Here is a 20,891-nt window from a genome sequence, read left to right as displayed (position 1 = left end):
GTCCGCACAGCACGACACCGCGGCCCGGAGCGCACGCTCCGGGCCGCGGTGTCGTGGTGCGGACGGTGGGTCAGGAAGTGACCGGCGCCATCTTGTCGACGATGCCGGGGTTGGCGTCAATCCACTTCTGGACGCCCTTCTCCTCGTTGCCCTTACCGGCGTCCTGGACGGCCTGCTCCAGGCTCGCCAGCTCCTTCTCCGTCATGTGCCACTTCTTCAGCCACCCGTTGAACTCGGGGAACTTCTTCGGGAAGGACTTGTTGGCGAGGGTGTGGAGCTGGTTGCTGGCGCCGAACGCCTGCTTCGGGTCGGCGAGCTTGGTCAGCTTGTACTTGCTGTAGGCCCAGTGCGGGGTCCACAGGACCACGGCCACCGGCTCCTTCTTGGCGTACGACCGCTCCAGCTCGGCCAGCATCGCCGGCGAGGAACCGTCACTGACCTTGTACTCCTTGTCCAGGCCGTACTCCTTGAGCACCTTGCCCTTCAGGAGCTTCATCTCGCCGGTCCCGGGCTCGATACCGACGATCTTGCCGTCGAAGGTACCGGCCTTCCCCTTGAGGTCGGCGAGCGACTTCACGTCCTTGACGTAGGACGGCACCGCGATCTCCAGGGAGGTCTTGTCGTACCACGATCCGACATCGACCAGGTTCTTCTTGTATCTGTCCCAGTACTGCTTCTGGGCGACCGGTAGCCAGCCGTCGAACTCGACGTCGACCTGTCCGGTGCTCATGCCGGTGAACATCGAGCCGACGTCGTACTGCTTGATCTCCGGCTTGTAGCCGCGCCGCTCGAGGACGTTCTTCCACAGGTAGGTGGTGGCGATGTCCTCGTCCCACGGGAAGTAGCCGATCATCGGCGCGGCACCCGCGTCCTTGCCCTTCTGGTCGGCGCCGCCGGGCACCGGGGCGAGCTTGTTGGCCATGCCCGGGTTCTGCTTCAGCCAGGCGCGCACGCCCTGCTGCTCCTTGCCCTTACCGGCGTCCTGGATCGCCGACTCCAGACTGGTGAGCTGCTTCTCGTCCAGCTTGAAGTTCTTGATCCACTTGGCGACCTGCGGGTTCTCCTTGGAGAAGCCCTTGCGCGCGAGGGAGTCGATGTGGTCGCCCTTGCCGAAGGCGCCCTTGGGGTCCTTCAACTTGGTGAGCTTGTACTTGTCGTACGCCCAGTGCGGGGACCACAGGGTGACCGCGATCGGCTCCTTCTTGGAGTAGGAGCGGTCCAGCTGCGAGAGCATGGCCGCGGTGGAGCCCTTGACCAGGCTGAAGTTCTTGTTCAGCCCATAGCTCGGCATGACCTTGTCCTGCATCAGCTTCATCTCACCGGCACCGGGCTCGATGCCGACGATCTTCTTCTTGAAGGTGCTGGACTTCTTCTCGAGGTCCTCCAGGGTCTTGACGCCCTTGACGTACGAGGGGACCGCGACCTCCAGGGAGGTGGGGCCGTACCAGGAGCCCAGGTTCTCCAGCTTGCTCTTGTACTTCGACCAGTACGAGGCGTGGGTGGTGGGCAGCCAGGAGTCCGTCTCGAAGTCGATGTTGCCCGCGGCCATACCGGTGTACAGCGCGCCGACGTCGTACGACTGCACCTTGGGCTTGAAGCCGCGCTGCTCCAGGAGCTCCTTCCACAGGAAGGTGGAGGCGACGCCCTCGTCCCAGTTGATGTAGCCGATGTTGACCGACTGGCCCTTGCCGACGTTGGCGGAGACCTTGGGGCCTTCGTCGTCGCCGCCGAACATGCTCATGCCGCCGGCGACCAGCGCCAGGACGACGACGCCGACCATGGCGACGGAGGTCGCGGGGCGCCAGTGCAGCACCTTCAGGCCGCTGAGCGCCTTGGCCTTCTCCTTGGCCAGCGCGCGGCGGGCCAGCGGGGAGACGCGCTGATTGAGCGCGCTGGTCATCCGGTCCAGGTACATGGCCAGGATGACGACCGCGATACCGCCCTCGAAGCCCATGGCCACGTCGACGGAGCTGATCGCCTGGAAGACGGTGGAGCCCAGGCCCTCGGCGCCGACCATACCGGCGATGACGACCATGGACAGCGCCAGCATGATCACCTGGTTGACGCCCGCCATGATGGTGGGCAGTGCCAGCGGGAGCTGGACGCGCAGCAGGGTGCGGCGCGGATGGGTACCGAAGGCGTCGGCCGCCTCGACCAGCTCCGCGTCCACCTGCCGGATGCCCAGTTCCGTCATGCGGACGCCCGGGGGCATCGAGAAGATGACGGTGGCGACGACACCGGGGACCACCCCGAGGCCGAAGAAGAAGATGCCGGGGATCAGGTAGACGAAGGCGGGCATCGTCTGCATGAAGTCCAGCACCGGACGGATCACGGCGCTCACCGCGCGGTTGCGCGAGGCCCAGATGCCGAGCGGCACCGCGAACACGATGGTGATCACACCGGCGACCAGCACCAGTGCGAGGGTGTTCATCGCCTCGCCCCACAACTCGATCGAGTCGATGAGGGCGAATCCCAGGAAGGCGAGCACGGCGGGCAGCAGCCCGCGCAGCCACCAGGCGAGCAGCGCCAGTATGCCCGCGAGCAGCAGCGGCTCGGGGCCGCTGAGCACCGTGTTCACCCCGTCGTACATGCCCTGGACGACGCTGGAGATGAAGTCGAAGAGCCAGCTCAGATTGTCTCGGAGCCAGTTGACGCCGGAGTTGATCCAGTCGCCGAGCTGAAGCCTAGGCACCGGTGATCACCTTCTTGGTGGTCTCGGGCGCTTTCGGAGCGCCACCGGACGGCGGCTGGGACCCGTCGGGCCCGCCGTCCTGCTCGCCGAGGGCGGCGAGCAGCCGGGCGCGGGTGACGACGCCGGTGAGCGCGCCGGCGTCGTCGGTGACGGCGACCGCGACTCCGCTGCGCGAGCAGGGCTGGAACAGCTCGATGATCGGGGTGCCCTCGGTGACGGTGGCGGGGGCGGCGGCCAGCACGTCCTGCGCGGTGCGCAGCGTGGCGCCGTCGTCGCCCTTGGTGCCCAGCGCCTCCTCGGGCCCGGACATGATCGCGCCGGCGGTGAGCACCCGGCTGCGGTCCACGTCCTGGGTGAAGGAGGCGACGTAGTCGTTGGCGGGGGTGACCAGGATGTCCTCGGCGGTGCCGATCTGGACGATCCGGCCGTCGCGCATCACGGCGATGCGGTCGCCGAGCCGCATGGCCTCGTTCAGGTCGTGGGTGATGAAGACGATGGTCTTCTTGAGCCGCTTCTGGAGCTGGAGCAGCTGGTCCTGCATATCGCGGCGGATCAGCGGGTCCAGCGCGCTGAAGGACTCGTCCATCAGCAGCATGTCCGCGTTGGTGGCCAGGGCCCGGGCGAGGCCGACGCGCTGCTGCATACCACCGGAGAGCTCATCGGGCCAGGACTTCTCCCAGCCGGCCAGGCCCACCAGCTCCAGCGCCTCGGTGGCGCGCCGGACGCGCTCCTCGCGCGGCACGGCCTGCACCTCGAGGCCGTAGGCGGCGTTCTCCAGGACGCTGCGGTGCGGGAAGAGGGCGAAGTGCTGGAAGACCATGCTGATCTTGCGGGACCGGACCTCGCGCAGACCCTTGGGGGAGAGCGCGGTCAGGTCGTCGTCGTCGAAGAGCACCCGCCCGGCGGTCGGCTCCAGCAGCCCGTTCAGCATCCGCAACAGGGTGGACTTGCCGGACCCGGACAGACCCATGACGACGAAGATCTGGCCCGCCTCGACGGCGAAGGAGGCATCGACGACCGCCGCGGTCGTACCGTTCGCCCGGAGCTCCTCGCGGTCGGCGCCGCCTTCCAGCTGCGCCACCGCCTCATCGGGTCGTCTGCCGAACACCTTGTACAGGTGCTCGGCTCGCAATTTGGCCACATGTACCTCTCAGATCGCACCAAAAAGCGACCCGCCACCCCCGCCGGCGGGTCGTGGAGCGGTACGGCATCGGACCGCTGACCGCCGCAAAAAGTTGAATCACTGAACGGGTTCGCTCCGGGGGCGCGCCTGCCCCGATCGGTTTGGCGTAAACCAAACGGTGATCCAGTTCACATTATCCTCGGGATCGCTGTCGGTGGGGTAGTGCATAGTCGGATCGTGACCCGACGCCTGATGCTCCTCGACACCGCCTCTCTCTACTTCCGAGCCTATTTCGGGGTCCCGGACTCGGTCCGGGCCCCCGACGGCACACCGGTGAACGCCGTGCGCGGACTCCTGGACTTCATCGCCCGGCTCGTCCAGGACCACCGCCCGGACGACCTGGTGGCCTGCATGGACTTCGACTGGCGCCCGGCCTGGCGAGTCGCCCTGATCCCCACGTACAAGGCCCACCGGGTGGCCGAGGAGGCCCCGGAGGGGGCCGGGGTGGACCAGGAGGAGGTGCCGGACACCCTCTCCCCGCAGGTCCCGATGATCGACGAGGTGCTGGACGCGATCGGCATCGCCCGGATCGGCGCCGCGGGCTACGAGGCCGACGATGTGATCGGCACGCTCACCGGCCGGGCGGCCGGCCCGGTCGACATCGTCACCGGCGACCGCGATCTGTTCCAGCTGGTGGACGACGAGCGCGGGGTGCGGGTGCTCTACCCCGTCAAGGGCGTGGGCACCCTCCAGCTGGTCGACGAGTCCTACGTGCGCGAGAAGTACGGAGTGTCCGGCCGGGGGTACGCGGAGCTGGCGCTGCTGCGCGGCGACCCCAGCGACGGGCTGCCGGGGGTGCCCGGCGTCGGCGAGAAGACCGCGGCCAAGCTGCTGGCCGCCCATGGCGACCTGGCCGGGATCATGGCCGCCGTCGACGACCCCGCCGCCAAGCTGACCCCCGCCCAGCGCAAGCGGCTGGCCGAGGCGCGGGCGTATGTCGAGGTCGCCCCGAAGGTGGTGCGGGTCGCCTCGGACGTGGCGCTTCCCGCTTTCGACCCGACGCTGCCGCGGTCACCGCGCGACCCTGGAGCCGTGGCGGCGCTGGCGGAGCGCTGGGGATTGGGCGGATCTTTGCGCAGACTGCTGTCCACTCTTGAGGAATGAGCTGTTAGGTTAGGTAAACCTAACTCTTGTTGATCAGGGAGGTCGCCATGGCGGACCGTCCGGCCCGTAAGACGCGCACGCCGCACCGCGCACAGGTGGTGCGCACCGACCGGCTGACCCCGCATATGGTGCGGGTCGTCCTGGGCGGCGACGGCCTCGCGGCCTTCCATGCGGGCGAGTGGACCGACCACTACATCAAGCTGCTCTTCCCGACCGGGGGCGCCGTCTACCCCGAGCCGTTCGACCTGGAGCGGATCCGTGCCGAGTTCCCGCGCGAGCAGTGGCCGGTCACACGGACGTACACGGTGCGGGCGTGGGACCCGGCCGCCCGCGAGCTGACGGTGGACTTCGTGACCCATGGCGACGAAGGGCTGGCCGGACCGTGGGCCGCCCGGGTCCAGCCGGGCGAGGAGATCCACTTCATGGGGCCGGGCGGCGCGTACGCCCCCAGCGCCGAGGCCGACTGGCATCTGCTGGCGGGCGACGAGAGCGCCCTGCCCGCGATCGCCACGGCGCTGGAGCGGCTCGCCGACAGCCGGGCGGACGGCGCGCCCGAGGTGCCGGTGCACGTGTTCATCGAGGTGGCGGACGAGACGGAGGAACTCAAGGTCACCATGGACGAGGGGGTCCAGGTGAACTGGCTGCACCGGGGCGCGGCGCCGGTCGGCGAGGCGCTGGTGGCGGCCGTGCGGGGGCTGGAGTTCCCGCCCGGGCAGATCCACGCCTTCGTCCACGGCGAGGCGGGCTTCGTGAAGGAGATCCGCCGCCATCTGCGCCTGGAGCGCCAGATCCCGCGCGAGTGGCTGTCCATCTCCGGCTACTGGCGGCGCGGCCATGACGAGGACGGCTGGCAGGCGTCGAAGCGGGAGTGGAACCAGCAGGTCGAGGCGGAGCAGGAGGGCGCGGGGGCCGAGGAGGCCGCCGCGTAGGCGGCGGGCGCCGCGCACTCGGCGGGCGCCACGTAGGCGGACGACCGCGGCACCCTCGTGGCTGGTCGCCCCCACGCGGCGGAGCCGGCACATTGGCACAGCCCCGCACCCCTTCGGGGCGCTGCCCGAACCGTAGCGGACCTTCCTCCGACCCCAGGCCCCGGCCGAGAGCATCCGGCCGGGGCCGCCGCGTAGGCGGCGGGCGCCGCGCACTCGGCGGGCGCCACGTAGGCGGCCGACCGCGGCACCCTCGTGGCTGGTCGCCCCCACGCGGCGGAGCCGCACATAGGCACAGCCCCGCACCCCTTCGGGGCGCTGCCCGAACCGTAGCGAACTTCCTCCGACCCCAGGCCCCGGCCGGGAGCACCCGGCCGGGGCCGCCGCATGTGCCGCCTGGGCAAGCGCGGCGGAGCGACCGGCGTCGATCCGGCGGCCCGGAGGGCGCACTCCGGCTCGCGGGAGTTCATCGCGAAGGTTTGACATATCGTCATATGAGCTCCGTTCGAGCCTTTTTCGCACCTTCCACACCTATCCCTCTTTTGGTTGACTTTCATCGAGCGAGAGTTTCGGCACCACGGTGACCTCGGCGCCGACCCGTTCCATGCATGACTCGCCCTCCTACGGCCGGCACCCGGGCACGAGTCGAGTCCCTCTCAAGTCGCCATCACCGGTCATGCGGTCCCCGCTGAAGGCCATGGCGTCCCAGGCCCCCGAGGGTCCGTCTCCCCTTCCACCCCTCTGCGCGACGGAAGCCGGTGCGGGCAACGGCCACGTGCCCGTCCCTCCTCTCCCGGCACACCCGCCCACAGCAAGACGATCGAACAGGAGAAAACTCATGCCCATCACCTCCCTCAGCCCCAGCCAGGGCACGGTCGGCACCACCGTCAACATCAACGGCACATCGCTGGGCACGACCGTCTCGGTGAACTTCGGCGGCGCCGTCGTCAGCCCGACGGCGGTCTCCAACACCGTGGTCACCTTCGTGGTCCCCTCCTCCGCGCCGTGCTCGGGGCAGGTCTCGGTCAGCACCAACCTGTCGAACGGGACCAGGACCAACTCGGTGCCGTTCTTCGTCATCGTGCGGCCGACGACCACGGGGCTGAACGAGACCTGCCTGCCCGCCGCCGGCGGCTCGATCACGGTCTTCGGCACCGGCTTCGCGTCCGGGGGCACCGTCAACGTGGGCGCGCTCACGCCGGTCGCGTTCGCCGCCGGCGGCAGCAACACCCAGGTCACCGTCACCGCTCCGGCTCACACCCCGGCCGGCTGCTTCGACACCCAGCAGGTCACGGTCACCACGGCCGGCGGCACGGGCAGCGCGGGCGCCACCCTGATCGACTACTACAACGCGCCGAGTCTGACCACCGCCACACTGACCCCCGCCACGGGCGCGCCGGGGACCGAGACCACCATCTCCGGCGCCACCTGCCTCATCGGCATCACCGACGTCACCTTCACCGACTCGGCGGCCACCGCCTTCACGGGACTGGCCTACACACCCATCGATGCCACGTCCATCGTCACCGCGGTGCCCGCCGCGGCGGCCGCGGGCGCCGGGGCCTTCACGATCACCACGTGTGGCGGCACATCCGGCCCCGCCGGCTTCACCGTCACCTGATCGACCGACCGTGCGCGGGCACGCCCCGCACGGTCGTCCCCCGAGTCAGCACCCCGCATGGCACACGGTGATTTCCGATCCCCCGTGCCCTGGCCGACGTCCCGCCGGTCAGGGCACGGCCGTCCGCACGGCTCAAGAAGGAGAAGGGCATCATGGCCCCCGTAGTGACCAGCGTCAGCCCCGCACAAGGCAATCCGGCCGGGGGCACCCCCGTCACCATCAATGGTTCCGGCTTCATCGGCGCCACCGTGGTCCGGTTCGGCCCGAATCTCGCCACCAATGTGGTCGTCGTGAGCAACACTCAGATCACGGCGAGGACTCCGCCGGGGAGCGGCACGGCCAAGGTCACGGTCACGGGGCCGACGGGCACCAGCACCCAGAACGTGTTCTTCACCTATACGACGGTCGCGGCTCCGGTACTCACCGCGCTCAGCCCGGCCTCGGGGCCCACCGGCGGCGGCAATACGGTCACCCTCACCGGCACCAACCTCACCGGCGCCACCCAAGTCCTCTTCGGCGCCACCCCCGCCACCATCCTCACCAACACCGCCACCCAGATCACCGCCACCGCACCCCCTGGCGCCGGCACCGTCAACGTCACCGTCACCACCCCGGGCGGCACCAGCAACACACTCCCCTACACCTACACCACGGTCTCCGCCCCCACCCTCACCAACCTCATCCCCAACTCAGGCCCCACCTCCGGCGGAAACACCATCACCCTCACCGGCACCAACCTCACCGGCGCCACCCAAGTCCTCTTCGGCGCCACCCCCGCCACCATCCTCACCAACACCGCCACCCAGATCACCGCCACCGCACCCGCTGGGCCGGCGTCGGTGGTGAACGTGACCGTCACCACCCCGGGGGGCATCAGCAATCCGCTGTCGTACATCTATGTCGCCGCCCCGGTCGTCACCGGTGTGAGCCCGCAGTTCGGTCCCGACACCGGCGGCAACTCCGTCACCGTCACCGGCAGCGGCCTGGCCCTGGCGAGCGCCGTCCACTTCGGCCCCACCCTCGCCACCGGCTTCACCGTGATCTCCGACAACCAGCTGACGGCGACCGCTCCTCCCGGAACCGGCACGGTCGTGGTCACCGTGACCACACCGGGCGGCACCAGCACCCTGGGCCCGGGGAACCCGTACTACACGTATCTCGGCGCCCCGGTGATCGATTCGCTGATCCCGGACGAGGGTTCGTCGTTCGGCGGCGACTCCGTCACGATCAACGGTTCCAACCTCACGTACACCGACTCCGTGACCTTCGGCGGGGTCCCGGCCTCCTTCAGCGTCCTCTCGGACAACCTGGCCGTGGCGACGGCTCCGGCCCATGCGGCCGGAACCGTCAATGTTCAGCTCCACACCCCCGCGGGCAACAGCAACACCCTTCCCTTCACCTACGACCCGGTCTGAGCCCACCGCGGTGGCGACGGGCTCAGCCGACCGAGGAGTACGCCACGACTCCGCGCAGCAGCCCGTCGACCGCGCGGCGGGCGCTGCGCGCCACCGTGCCTTCGGGGGCAGCGGCGGCGATCTGGCCGAGCACATCGATCAGTTGCTTGGTCCAGCGCACGAAGTCACCGGCGGGCATGTCGATTTCGCGCAGCAGCTCGTCGAGCCCGTGGCCGGAGGCCCAGCGGTAGGCGGCCCAGGCGAAGCCCAGGTCCGGCTCGCGCTGGCCGACGCCCTCCGCCTGGTTGATCTTGTGGTCCTCCTCCAGGGCATCCAGCCGCCCCCAGATGCGCACCATCTCGCCGAGCGCGTCCTTGGCGCGGCCCGTGGGCAGCTTGGGCGGCAGCGCGTCATCGGCCGTCCGCGCCTCGTAGACGAGCGCGGAGGCACAGGCCGCGAGCTCGGCGGGGGGCAGCCCCTCCCAGACGCCCTCGCGCAGGCATTCGCTGGCCAGCAGGTCCAGCTCGCCGTACAGCCGCGCCAGCCGTCTGCCCTCGTCCGTGACCTCGTCACCGCGCAGATAGCCGAGCTCGCTCAGCAGGGAGCAGATCCGGTCGAAGGTGCGGGCGATGGTGTTCGTACGGCCCTCGATGCGCCGCTCCAGCTGCCGGGTGTCGCGCAGCAGCCGGTGGTAGCGCTCGCCCCAGCGGGCGTGGTCCTCGCGGTCGGAGCAGCCGTGGCAGGGGTGGGCGCGGATGGCCGCGCGCAACCTGCTGATCTCGGTGTCGTCGGCGGCTGGCGAGCGCTCCTTGCGGTGCCGCCGCATATCGTGGTGGCCCGCCTTGGTGCGCAGCGCGGAGGCCAGATCGCGGCGCGACTGGGGGCTGCGCGGATTGAACGACTTGGGGATCCGCATCCGGTCCAGCGGCTCGACCGGGACCGGGAAGTCGATCGACGCCAGCCGCTTGACCTGCCGCTCGGCGGTGAGCACCAGGGGCCGCGGCCCGTCGTGGTACTCCATGCCGCGGTGGCCGCCCACCCGCCCGGCGGGCAGCCCGGGGTCCAGCACCAGGGCGAGCCCGGCGAACTTGCCGGTGGGCACATGGATGACATCGCCGGGGCGCAGCTTCTCCAGGGCGACCGCGGCGGCCGCGCGCCGCTGGGCCGCGCCCTGCCGGGCCAGTTCGGTCTCGCGGTCCTTCAGCTCGCGGCGCAGCCGCGCGTACTCGTCGAAGTCGCCGAGGTGGCAGGTCATGGAGGCGCGGTAGCCCTCCAGGCCCTCCTCGTTGCGCTGCACCTGACGGGAGATCCCGACGACCGCCTTGTCGGCCTGGAACTGCGCGAAGGAGGTCTCCAGCAGCTCGCGCGAGCGGTGCCGCCCGAACTGGGAGACCAGGTTGACCGCCATGTTGTACGACGGTTTGAAGGAGGAGCGCAGCGGATACGTACGGGTGCCGGCCAGCCCGGCGAGCGCCGCGGGGTCCATGGTGCGCTGCCACAGCACCACCGCATGGCCCTCGACGTCGATACCGCGCCGCCCGGCACGGCCGGTCAACTGGGTGTACTCACCGGGGGTGATGTCGACGTGCTGCTCGCCGTTCCACTTGACCAGCTTCTCCAACACCACCGAGCGGGCGGGCATGTTGATGCCCAGGGCGAGGGTCTCGGTGGCGAAGACCGCCTTGACCAGGCCGCGGACGAAGAGCTCCTCGACGACTTCCTTGAAGGTGGGGAGCATTCCGGCGTGGTGGGCCGCGATGCCGCGCTCCAGGCCCTCCAGCCATTCGAAGTACCCCAGCACATGGAGGTCTTCGTCGGGGATCCCGGCGGTGCGCTCCTCGACGATGGCCCGCACCTGGGAGCGGGCCGACTCGTCGTTGAGCCGCAGCCCCGCGTGGAGGCACTGCTGGACGGCGGCCTCGCAGCCGGCCCGGCTGAAGATGAAGGTGATGGCCGGAAGCAGCCCCTCGGCATCGAGCCGGTCGATCACCTCGGGCCGGCCGGGGGTCCAGATCCGGGTGCGCTGACGGCGCTCGCGCTCTCGGTCCGCCTCGCGCATATTGCGGCCGCGGCGCTTGTCGCGGCCGAAGGAGGGGCGGCTGTTCTCCATCCGGGCCAGCCGGACCAGATCGGGGTTGACCTCGCGGCGTCCGCCCTGGTCGCCGTCCTGGCCGTGCTTCTCCTCGAACAGGTCGTACATCCGGCGTCCGGCCAGCACGTGCTGCCACAGCGGCACCGGGCGGTGCTCGGAGACGATGACCTCGGTGTCGCCGCGGACGGTGTCCAGCCAGTCGCCGAACTCCTCGGCGTTGGAGACGGTCGCGGAGAGTGACACCAGTGTCACCGACGCGGGGAGGTGGATGATGACCTCCTCCCACACGGCGCCGCGGAACCGGTCGGAGAGGTAGTGGACCTCGTCCATCACCACATAGCCGAGGCCGAGCAGCGACTGGGAACCGGCATAGAGCATGTTCCGCAGCACCTCGGTGGTCATCACCACCACCGGGGCCTCGGAATTGACGCTGTTGTCCCCGGTGAGCAGGCCGACCTGGTCGGCGCCGTAGCGCTTCACCAGGTCGGTGTACTTCTGGTTCGACAGCGCCTTGATGGGCGTGGTGTAGAAGCACTTGCGGCCCTGGGTCAGCGCCAGGTGGACGGCGAACTCGCCCACGATGGTCTTGCCCGAGCCGGTGGGAGCGGCGACCAGCACACCTTTGCCGCTCTCCAGGGCCTTGCACGCCTCGATCTGGAACGGGTCCAGCTCGAAGTCGTACATCTCGCGGAAGGGGGCCAGCGCGGTGGCCTGCTCGGCGGCCCGGGTGCGGGACGCCGCATAGCGCTCGGCGGGAGATAGCTCGTCGGTCATCGTATCTACGAGCCTACCGGCCACCTCCGACAGCGCACGCGATCTTTATCGGGGCTTTGTTCGGCCCGCCGGACCGGGCCGCTCGGCAAGCCGCCCGCCGGGCCGCCGGAGGGGCGGCCACAGGCGGGCGGGTATGACCGGGTACGGCCGGATATGCCGGATACGGCGGCGCACGGCCGGATACGGCTACGTGACGTCGTCGTAGCCGTTGCGCCGCGTGGGGCCGGAGTCGTCCCCGTCGGTGAGCTCCGGCCTGGCGCTGGGCGCGGCCACGGCCTCGGGGGTCAGATCCAGCTGGGATGCCTCGTCGTCGCTCAGCCCGAAGTCCGGGTCGGCTTCCCGGCGGCGCGCCTTGCGCCGGTCGTTGAGCAGGGCGACGCCGACGGCGCCGAAGTAGAGCACGACGACCGGCCCGGCCAGGGCGAACATGCCGATCGGGTCGGTGCTGGGAGTGGCGATGGCGCCGAAGACCGTGATCCCCATGATCATGGCGCGCCACCAGCCGAGCATCCGGCGCCCGGTGAGGACGCCGGTGAAGTTCAGCAGGATCAGCAGCAGCGGAAGCTCGAAGGCGAGTCCGAAGACGACGATCATCCGGGCGAGCAGATCGAGGAAGTCGTCCAGCGGGAGGAGGTTGTTGGCCCCCTCCGGGGTGAAGCCGAGAAGGACCTTGGCGCTGGTCGGAAGGATCATGTACGCGAAGTACGCGCCGCAGACGAAGAGCGGTACGCCGAGCCCGACGAAGAACAGGCCGTACTTCTTCTCGTTGCGGTGCAGCCCGGGTGCGAGGAAGGCCCACAGCTGGTAGAGCCAGATCGGGGTGGCCACTACCAGCCCGGTCGTGAACGCGACCTTCAGCATGATCGTGAACGGCGACAGCAGACCGTTCACGGTGAAGTAGGCGCAATCGTGCCCCTTGCTCCCGTTGCCCGAGAGATCGGACAGCGAGACCCCGCCACAGCCGACGGCGTCCAGCACCGGCTGCATCAGGAATTGGGCGATGTCCTTGTAGTAGAACATCGCGACGATCGTGACCACGCAGATCGCCAGGACCGACTTGAGCAACCGGTTGCGCAGCTCACGCAGGTGCTCAGCCAGGGGCATCCGCCCCTCGGGGTCCTTCTCCTTCTTGCGGGCAGACTTGAGCAACCCACGTCCTCATCTCGTGCGTCCGGTGGCGGCCCTTCGCGCCGCCTTCAAGTGGCCCTGGGTCAGCGCTTGGTGGTGTCGCTCGGCTCCGACACCGGGCGCGAGCTGGTCACGTCTCCGGGCGCGGCCTGGATGGTGCGGTGAGTGGCGTCGTCCTGACCGGGGTGGGGCGGGTCGGCCGGTGCGCTCTGCTGCTGGCCATCCGACTTCATGGCCTTCGCCTCGCTCTTGAGGATCCGGGCCGACTTGCCCAGCGAGCGCGCCATGTCCGGAAGCTTCTTGGCACCGAACAGCAGCAGCACGACGACAAGGATGAGGAGAATCTCGGGAACGCCGATCTTTCCGAACAGCATAAGCGTCTACCTTCTCACCGAGGCGGCTGGGGGTGGGGCTGCCCGACCGGTCGGACAGATGTCCGGCAGCCGTGCTGTCAGCGATCGTAGCGCGCGGGGGTAAACCGTAAGCAATCCCCGTGCGGACTCCGGGTTGCGGCCCTCCGCCTCGTTTCCGGGGCCACGAATTGTCAGCGTACCCCGCTTGGCTGTGCGGCAGCAGAGCGCCCGTCAGCGGCGGCCGTCATCGCCGACCTGGAGCAGCTGTCACTGCCGACGCAGCGTGGCCCTCACTGCCGACGCAGCGCGTCGACGGTTGACCCCAGCGGAGCAGAGGCCCGCTCCAGGTCCTCCGCCGCCCGGGTGATCCGCTCCGAGCTGGCCGACACCTGCCGGGCCAGCCTGCGGACCTCCGCGTACACCCGCACCGAGAGCACGGCGAGAACGGCGATTCCGCAGAAGGCGAGGGCGAGGGCGAGCATCGGCCAGAGCATGCGGCAGAGCCTAGACGGTGGAGTGGAGCCGCAGTGTACGCACCCCGCCGCCGGTGAGCAGCTCCACGATCCGCTCCCCCGCCGGTTTGCGCACCGCGGTTCCGCAGTCGGGGCAGGTGAAGGAGTAGAAGGTGGTGCGGTGGCTGGCCCCGATGGCCAGCCGCAGGGCGCCCGCGGCCAGCTCGAACCGGCCGCGGCACTGCGGACAGGCTGCCTTGAAGATCACCGACGTGGCACTCCCCCGTGCGGTCACTGTGTGCGTCCCTTCACTCACCGTACGCCGCGAGCGCCTGCCGCGCCGCGTCCCGAGCACTGTCCGCCAGCTCCCGCGGCGAGACGATCCTGCCGTCCCTGCCCAGCCGCAGCGCCAGGCGCCGCAGCGAGCCGGGATCGGGCGCGCGCAGCGTGATCCGGAGGCCGCCGTCGGGCAGCTCATCGGCGCTGTCGTGCGGGTAGTACTCGGCGACCCAGCGCCCGCCGGGGCCGACCTCGACGACCACCTCGGGGTCCTCGGCGCCGGTCTGCACCAGCGCGGACGACAGCTCCGACAGGTCGCGCAGCTCGATCGGCGGCGGATCGGACGCGTCGTCCAGCAGCTTGATCTCCACGACCCGGTCCAGCCGGAAGGTCCGCCGCGCCTCGGAGAGGCGGCACCACGCCTCCATGTAGGTGCGGCCGACGGCGAAGAGCCGGATCGGGTCGACCTCGCGCTCGGTGACCTCGTCACGCGCGGGTGAGTAGTAGCGCAGCCACAGCCTGCGGCGCTCGGAGATGGCGCGGTCGACGTCGGCGAAGACCCCGCCCTCCGACTCGAAGATCACCGAGAGCCGGGAGCTGGCGCCCGCCGCCTCGCCCGCCGCGGCCTCCAGCTTGGCGGTGGCCCGCAGCAGCGCGTCCCGGTCGCCCTCGCGCAGCCCGGGGAGGGTGGCGACGGCGCGGGCGGCGACCAGCAGCGCGGTGGCCTCGTCGGCGGCCAGCCGCAGCGGCTCGGCCACGTCATCGGGGTTGTGCCACCAGATCCGCTCGCCGTCGGTGTCGATGTCCATCAGATCGCCGCCGCGGAAGCTGGTGCCGCACAGCGGCAGCACATCCAGGTCGGCGATCAGCTCGTCCTCGCTGATGCCGAAGGCCCGGGCGACGTCGGCGACGCGGGCGCCGGGGCGCTCGCGCAGATACGTCACCAGGGAGAGCATCCGCCGGGTCTGGTCAATGGCGTTTCCGGCCATGATGAAGTAGATCCGTCCCCTCAGCCCTTGGCGACCGCGCGCAGCCGGTCCACGACATCCGCCCGCAGTTCCTCGGGCGCCAGTACCACCACGTCCGGGCCGAACTCCACGAGCCAGGCGTCCAGGCCGTGCCCGTACGGAATCTCCAGCTCGTCCCAGCCGTCGCCGGCCTCCCGGGTGGACAGCGCCTTGGCCCGCAGCGGATAGCCGTGGCCCGAGCGCAGCCGGATCCGGGCGGTGCCGTTGGCCGTCTCCCCCGCCCAGCTCTCCACGGTCTCCCGGACGGTGACGTGGTCGGGCACCTCGGCGGTGAACGCGCCGGACCGCAGCCGGACCCGGCCGGTGATCCGGGAGAGCCGGAAGACCCGCTCGGCGGCGCGGTCCCGGTCCCATCCGGCGAGATACCAGTGGCCGCGCCAGCACTCCAGGGTCCAGGGCTCGACCTGCCGCTGCTCGGGGCGCGCGGCGTTCGCCTTGCGGTAGTCGAAGACGACGGGGCGGCGGTCGCGGCAGGCGAGCATCAGCGGCTCGAAGGCGCTCTCATGGACCGGGATGCGCGGCTCCAGCGCGCTGTGCCCGGGCGTGTCGTACGGGTCCTCGGCGACCGGCATCCCGGCGGCGCGCAGCTTCTGGAGCGCGCCGCTGGCGGCGCCCGCGAGCCGGGCCTGCTGCCAGACCTTGGCGGCGAGGCCGAGGGCGGCGGCCTCCTCGGCGTCGAGGGTGATCGGCGGGAGGCGGTTGCTGTCCCGGCGGGCGAGATAGCCGGTCTCACCGTCGAGGCCCTCCACCGTCTCGATGATCAGGCCGAGTTCACGCAGATCGTCCTTGTCGCGTTCGAACATGCGGTTGAACGCTTCGTCATTGGCCGTGTCGGTCTGGAGGTACGCCTCTATGGAGCCCCGCAACTCCCGTTTGGTCAGCGGACGCCGCGTTCCCAGCAGGCACAGGGCCAGGTTCATCAACCGCTCGGCCTTGGCAATCGCCATCGACGCCCTTTCTTCGTGACCTTAACGACGTGACCGTACCGCTACCGGGACGCGCGGCAAAAGCCGAGGGCTCCTGCTCACCGGCAGGAGCCCTCGGCGCGACGGACGGCCGTCTCAGACGGAGATCAGATCGCAGACGAAGATCAGCGTCTCGCCCGGCTTGATCCGGCCACCACCGGCGCCCCGGTCGCCGTAGCCGAGGTGCGGCGGAACGATGAGCTGACGGCGGCCGCCGACCTTCATCCCCTGGAGGCCCTGGTCCCAGCCGGAGATGACCTGGCCGACACCGAGCTGGATCCGCAGCGGGGTGCCGCGGTTGTAGCTCGCGTCGAACTCCTCACCCGTGCTGAAGGAGACGCCCACGTAGTGGACGGCGATGTTGTCGCCGGCCTTGGCCTCGGGCCCGTCGCCCTCCCAGATCTCCTTGATCTCCAGCTCGGCCGGCGGCTCGCCGCCCGGGAAGTCGACCTCGGGCTTCTCGATGCTCACGAAATTGCTCCTTGTGACGTGGTGGGCAACCCGCACAGGCTACAGAATCGCCAGGATGTCCACGGAGAACACCAGCGTGGAGTTGGCGGGGATGCCCTTCTGGGCCGCCTTGCCGTAGCCCAGGTCCGGGGGCACGACGATCAGCACCCGGCTGCCCACCTTCTTCCCCGTCAGCCCCTGCGACCAGCCCTTGACGACCTGCTGGAGCGAGAACTGGGCGAGCTCGCCGCGCTTGTAGGTGGAGTCGAACTCCTTGCCGCCGTCCCACAGCACGCCGCGGTACTGGACGAGCAGCGCGTCGGTCTTCTTGACCTCCTTGCCGTCACCCTCGATGACGTACTCGGAGACCAGCTTCTTCGGCGCGGACTTCTTGGGAACGGTGATGCTGGGCGCCTTGCCGTCGGTGTTGGTGGACACCTTGGGCAGGTCGGTGTTGGCCTGGTCCACCTTGCTGCCCTTGGCCGAGCTCTTGGCGTTGTAGGCGCCGACGAGGTCGATGACGAAGACCAGCGTGTCGGTGCCCTTGATACCGGCCTGCGGCTGGCCCTGCTTGCCGTAGGCATACGCGGGCGGGACGGCCAGCTCCAGCCGGCTGCCGAGGTTCCGGCCCAGCAGTCCCTGGTCCCAGCCCGGGAGGACCTGGCCCTTGCCGATCGGGAAAGCGGCGGTCTTCTTCTTGTCGAAGGTGTTGTCGATGACCTTCCCGGTGTCCCAGATCTGCGCCAGGTAGTTGATCTGGAGCCAGTCGCCCTTGACCGTCTTCTTGCCGTCGCCCTGGCTGATCGTCTTGACCGCGAGACTCTGCGAGGGCTTCCCCGAGCCCTTGGCGACCTTCGGTTTCTCACCGAACTTCTTACCCGCGGTAATGGGCGGCACCGGGCCGGAGACGATCTTGCCACTGGGGGCCGGTGAGGGACTCTGGTTCGTCGGCTCCTGGGACGGCTTGGTCTTGTCGGACCCTGACTTTTCGTCACCGCAGCCCGCGACGGTCAGCAGGCCCGCGGGCACGGCAAGGAGTACGGAGCGTCGGCGCACGGAGTCCTCGTTAGGTAGATCTTGAGATGGCCAGTGCGCGCCACTCTACGACGTGACTCGGGCCCCGTCCGGAGAACGCACGGGGCCCGAGGGGAAGTAAGCCGTACGCCGGTCACATACCGGCGATCAGCTTCTCCACCCGGTCGTCGACCGAGCGGAAGGGGTCCTTGCACAGCACGGTGCGCTGCGCCTGGTCGTTGAGCTTCAGATGCACCCAGTCGACGGTGAAGTCGCGGCGCTGCTCCTGGGCCCGGCGGATGAAGTCGCCGCGCAGCCGGGCGCGGGTGGTCTGCGGTGGCACCGACTTGCCCTCGAAGATTTTCAAGTCGTTGCAGACCCGGGCTGCCTGGCCGCGCCGCTCCAGCAGGTAGTAGAGGCCGCGGCGGCGGTGGATGTCGTGGTAGGCGAGGTCTATCTGGGCGATGCGGGGATGCGACATGGTGATGTTGTTCTTCGCCCGGTACTGCTCGATGAGCTGGTACTTCATCACCCAGTCGATTTCGGTGCCGATCCGGTCGAGCTCCTCGGTGCGGATCGCGTCGAGGGTGCGGCCCCACAGCTCGAGGACGCGCTCGACCATGCCGGTGCGGATGCCCCGGCGCTCACAGAAGTCGACGGCCTTCTCGTAGTACTCCTGCTGCACCTCCAGGGCGGACGCCTCGCGCCCGCTCGCGAGCCGCACCTTGCGCTGCCCGGTGATGTCGTGGCTGACCTCGCGGATCGCCCGGATGGGGTTCTCCAGGGTCAGGTCGCGCATCACCGTGCCCGCCTCGATCATGCGGAGCACCAGGTCGGTGGCGCCGACCTTGAGCAGCATGGTGGTCTCGGACATGTTGGAGTCGCCCACGATGACATGCAGCCGGCGGTAGCGCTCGGCGTCGGCGTGGGGTTCGTCGCGGGTGTTGATGATCGGCCGGGAGCGGGTCGTGGCGGAGCTGACGCCCTCCCAGATGTGCTCGGCACGCTGGCTGACGCAGTAGACCGCGCCGCGGGGGGTCTGGAGGACCTTGCCCGCGCCGCACAGGAGCTGTCGCGTCACCAGGAACGGGATGAGAATGTCGGCGAGCCGGGAGAACTCCCCGTGCCGTGCCACCAGATAGTTCTCGTGGCAGCCGTAGGAGTTGCCCGCGGAGTCGGTGTTGTTCTTGAAGAGATAGACGTCGCCCGCGATTCCCTCCTCGTGCAGGCGGCGCTCCGCGTCCACGAGCAGACCTTCGAGAATGCGCTCGCCCGCTTTGTCGTGGGTGACCAGCTCGGTCACGTTGTCACACTCGGGTGTCGCGTATTCCGGGTGCGAGCCCACATCGAGATAGAGGCGGGCGCCGTTGCGCAGGAAGACATTGCTGCTGCGGCCCCAGGAGACGACACGGCGGAAGAGGTACCGCGCCACTTCGTCAGGAGACAACCGGCGCTGTCCCCTGAATGTGCACGTGACGCCGTACTCGTTCTCCAGCCCGAAAATGCGGCGGTCCATGCCTGAACATTACGCCTGATGGCGTGCTCTGAAACCGGGTTCGGCGGCATGGTTGCGATCATTTTCCGCACGAGGTTCATCCGGTGTTCGGTACGCGGTCGGCCGGACGACGGGTCGCGGCACGTCCAGGAGGAACCGCTGGGCCGCCAGCAGCACCGCCAGCGCGGCCGCGCCACCGGCCGCCGGCACCGCGAATCCGGGGGCCACCCCGCCGAACTGGACGGCGGGCCCGGCCACGGCGGTGCCGACCGCGTTGCCCACCACGAAGGTGGTCACCAGCCAGGAGAACGCCTCGGTGACCGTGCCGGACGGCGCGTGGCGGTCCACCACGACGAAGGCGCAGGCCAGTGCCGGGGCGAGGAACACGCCCGCCACGCCGGCGAGGACGGTCATCGCGATGACGCCCGGCACCAGTACCAGCGGCAGATAGCCCAGTGCCAGCGCGGCCACGAGCAGCCGCAGCCGCCGTTCGGGCGCGCCGGGCCAGGTGCGGCCGCCGTAGACGACGCCACCGACCAGCGCACCCACGCCCAGGGCGGAGAGCAGCGCGCTGGAGACCGCGCCGCCGCCGTGCTCGTCGGCGTACGCCACCGCGGCCACCGCGATCGCGCCGAGCGCGAGCCCTATGAAGAAGAACGAGCCGAGCAGCACCAGCAGCCCGGGCGAGCGCAGCGCGCCCAGCCAGTGCGCCTCGCGCGGCGCGGAGCGCCACTGCCGCGAGGGCCGCGAGACCACGACGGAGAGCGCGCCCGCGACCCCGACGGCGTTGATGACCAGCAGCGCGGCCGCCTCGGACCACACGGCCACGGACAGGGTGACCAGCAGCGGGCCGACCGCGAACATCACCTCCTGGGCCACGGCGTCCAGCGCGTACGCCGCGTGCACCTGGTCCTCGCGCCGCAGCACCGTGGGCCACAGCGCCCGCAGCCCGCCCTCCAGCGGCGGGGTGAACAGCCCGGCGATCAGCATCGCCACGTACGCCACGGGCAGCGGCTCGAGCCCGACGACGGCGAACAGGACCATCCCGAGCGCCGAGGCCACGGCGGCGGGGAGCATCACCCGGGGCTGGCCGAGGCGGTCCACGGCCCGGCCCAGCAGCGGCTGGCCCACCGCGTTCGCCGCGCCGTAGACGGCCGAGAGCGCCCCGGCGAGGGCGTAGCTGCCGCCCTCGGCGCGGGCGAAGAGCAGCACGGCGAGGGCGGCGGTGGCGTTCGGAAGCCGTCCCAGCAGCGTGCCGGTGAGCAGCCGTGCCGCGTGTGGGGTGCGCAGCAGTTCCCCGTAGCCAGCCGCCATTGCCTGCCCCTTCCTGCGGTTTCCGGTGAATTCCGGTGGTTCCGGTTGATTCCGGTTGATTCCAGTGGATTGCGTCGGGTTGTCGCGAGCACGTCGCGGGTCGTGGATGACGTTGTACGTATAACGTCCAGCGTCATACGTACCATGGCCGCCACCGCGGGTCCACTCGCGGGCCGGAATGAGCAGCCTGCGGCCGGGCGTGCGGCGATCGAGGGGAGCGGAGCGATGGTGGCGAGCGCGAACCGCGCCCACGCGGCGGACGGGGCCGCCGGGGAAGGTTCCCGGGGAACCGACCGGACGGGTGAGCCCGCGCGGCGCGAGGGCCCGGGCGGCGGGACGGCTCCGCATGACGGCGGGGTGACTCCGGGCGGCGGGACGACTCCGCGTGACGGCGGGATGGCTCAAGGCAGCGGGGCGGCAGCGGGCGGCGGCGGAACAGCTCAAGACAGCGGGACGGCCGCAGGCGGCGGCACAACGGCTCAAGACAGCGGGACCACAGCAGGCGGCGGCACAACCGCTCAAGACAGCGGGACCACAGCAGGCGGCGGCACAACCGCTCAAGACAGCGGGACCACAGCAGGCGGCGGCACAACCGCTCAAGACAGCGGGACCACAGCAGGCGGCGGC

17 protein-coding genes are annotated in these 20,891 nt (G+C 70.2%); 4 read left to right on the top strand and 13 right to left on the bottom strand.

Annotation, left to right across the window (positions count from 1 at the left end; all coding sequences use genetic code 11):
- Positions 1-70: 70 nt before the first annotated feature.
- Together ABD329_RS21865 and ABD329_RS21860 are read right to left on the bottom strand one after the other, a co-directional pair.
- A complete protein-coding gene (locus ABD329_RS21865; protein WP_198276782.1) occupies positions 71-2,692 on the bottom strand; it encodes an ABC transporter permease/substrate binding protein in 2,622 nt (873 codons plus the stop codon).
- Positions 2,685-3,833 (bottom strand): quaternary amine ABC transporter ATP-binding protein, encoded by a 1,149-nt coding sequence (locus ABD329_RS21860; RefSeq protein ID WP_198276781.1) that lies wholly within the window; start codon positions 3,831-3,833, stop codon positions 2,685-2,687. Before ABD329_RS21860 ends, ABD329_RS21865 begins: the two co-directional genes overlap by 8 nt.
- A 234-nt stretch (positions 3,834-4,067) precedes the next feature.
- Between ABD329_RS21860 and ABD329_RS21855 the strand changes: the two genes are divergently transcribed.
- From ABD329_RS21855 to ABD329_RS21840, 4 genes are all read left to right on the top strand, one after another.
- On the top strand, positions 4,068-4,979 hold the full coding sequence (locus ABD329_RS21855) for a 5'-3' exonuclease (protein ID WP_198276784.1): 912 nt from the start codon (positions 4,068-4,070) through the stop codon (positions 4,977-4,979).
- 47 nt (positions 4,980-5,026) lie between these two features.
- Positions 5,027-5,908 (top strand): siderophore-interacting protein, encoded by an 882-nt coding sequence (locus ABD329_RS21850; RefSeq protein WP_198276780.1) that lies wholly within the window; start codon positions 5,027-5,029, stop codon positions 5,906-5,908.
- A gap of 835 nt (positions 5,909-6,743) precedes the next feature.
- On the top strand, positions 6,744-7,526 hold the full coding sequence (locus ABD329_RS21845; protein WP_198276779.1) for an IPT/TIG domain-containing protein: 783 nt from the start codon (positions 6,744-6,746) through the stop codon (positions 7,524-7,526).
- A gap of 152 nt (positions 7,527-7,678) precedes the next feature.
- Positions 7,679-8,941, top strand: coding sequence for an IPT/TIG domain-containing protein (locus tag ABD329_RS21840; protein ID WP_344316774.1), 1,263 nt, complete (start codon positions 7,679-7,681; stop codon positions 8,939-8,941).
- A 22-nt stretch (positions 8,942-8,963) separates the two neighbouring features.
- Here the strand turns inward: ABD329_RS21840 and ABD329_RS21835 are convergent, their stop codons facing one another.
- The 11 genes from ABD329_RS21835 to ABD329_RS21785 all read right to left on the bottom strand — a co-directional run bounded on the left by ABD329_RS21835 (position 8,964) and on the right by ABD329_RS21785 (position 20,264).
- Positions 8,964-11,786, bottom strand: a complete 2,823-nt coding sequence (locus ABD329_RS21835; RefSeq protein WP_198276777.1) for a DEAD/DEAH box helicase — start codon at positions 11,784-11,786, stop codon at positions 8,964-8,966.
- Between the two features lie 186 nt (positions 11,787-11,972).
- Positions 11,973-12,935 (bottom strand): twin-arginine translocase subunit TatC, encoded by a 963-nt coding sequence (tatC, locus tag ABD329_RS21830; RefSeq protein WP_198276776.1) that lies wholly within the window; start codon positions 12,933-12,935, stop codon positions 11,973-11,975.
- A 62-nt stretch (positions 12,936-12,997) separates the two neighbouring features.
- Entirely contained in the window at positions 12,998-13,285 is a 288-nt protein-coding gene (gene tatA, locus ABD329_RS21825) for a Sec-independent protein translocase subunit TatA (RefSeq protein ID WP_037956547.1), read from the bottom strand.
- A gap of 272 nt (positions 13,286-13,557) precedes the next feature.
- Entirely contained in the window at positions 13,558-13,761 is a 204-nt protein-coding gene (locus tag ABD329_RS21820) for a hypothetical protein (RefSeq protein ID WP_198276775.1), read from the bottom strand.
- A gap of 10 nt (positions 13,762-13,771) precedes the next feature.
- Positions 13,772-14,035, bottom strand: coding sequence for a hypothetical protein (locus ABD329_RS21815; RefSeq protein ID WP_044577890.1), 264 nt, complete (start codon positions 14,033-14,035; stop codon positions 13,772-13,774).
- Positions 14,028-14,987, bottom strand: coding sequence for a helix-turn-helix transcriptional regulator (locus ABD329_RS21810; RefSeq protein ID WP_198276774.1), 960 nt, complete (start codon positions 14,985-14,987; stop codon positions 14,028-14,030). Before ABD329_RS21810 ends, ABD329_RS21815 begins: the two co-directional genes overlap by 8 nt.
- A gap of 20 nt (positions 14,988-15,007) precedes the next feature.
- Entirely contained in the window at positions 15,008-15,973 is a 966-nt protein-coding gene (locus tag ABD329_RS21805) for a helix-turn-helix transcriptional regulator (protein WP_086883549.1), read from the bottom strand.
- 114 nt (positions 15,974-16,087) lie between these two features.
- Positions 16,088-16,462 (bottom strand): FKBP-type peptidyl-prolyl cis-trans isomerase, encoded by a 375-nt coding sequence (locus ABD329_RS21800; protein WP_198276773.1) that lies wholly within the window; start codon positions 16,460-16,462, stop codon positions 16,088-16,090.
- A 39-nt stretch (positions 16,463-16,501) separates the two neighbouring features.
- On the bottom strand, positions 16,502-17,497 hold the full coding sequence (locus ABD329_RS21795; protein ID WP_198276772.1) for an FKBP-type peptidyl-prolyl cis-trans isomerase: 996 nt from the start codon (positions 17,495-17,497) through the stop codon (positions 16,502-16,504).
- 112 nt (positions 17,498-17,609) lie between these two features.
- Positions 17,610-18,971: a Pup--protein ligase gene (gene pafA, locus ABD329_RS21790; protein WP_037956452.1), complete on the bottom strand. Its 1,362-nt coding sequence runs from the start codon at positions 18,969-18,971 to the stop codon at positions 17,610-17,612.
- Between the two features lie 9 nt (positions 18,972-18,980).
- Entirely contained in the window at positions 18,981-20,264 is a 1,284-nt protein-coding gene (locus ABD329_RS21785) for an MFS transporter (RefSeq protein ID WP_198276771.1), read from the bottom strand.
- Positions 20,265-20,891 lie beyond the last annotated feature (627 nt).

Origin of the sequence: Streptomyces javensis (genome assembly GCF_039525925.1) — a bacterium.
Classification (GTDB): domain Bacteria; phylum Actinomycetota; class Actinomycetes; order Streptomycetales; family Streptomycetaceae; genus Streptomyces; species Streptomyces asiaticus.
Note: the sequence above shows the minus strand (reverse complement) of the source record. Positions and strands in the feature narration are given on the sequence as shown.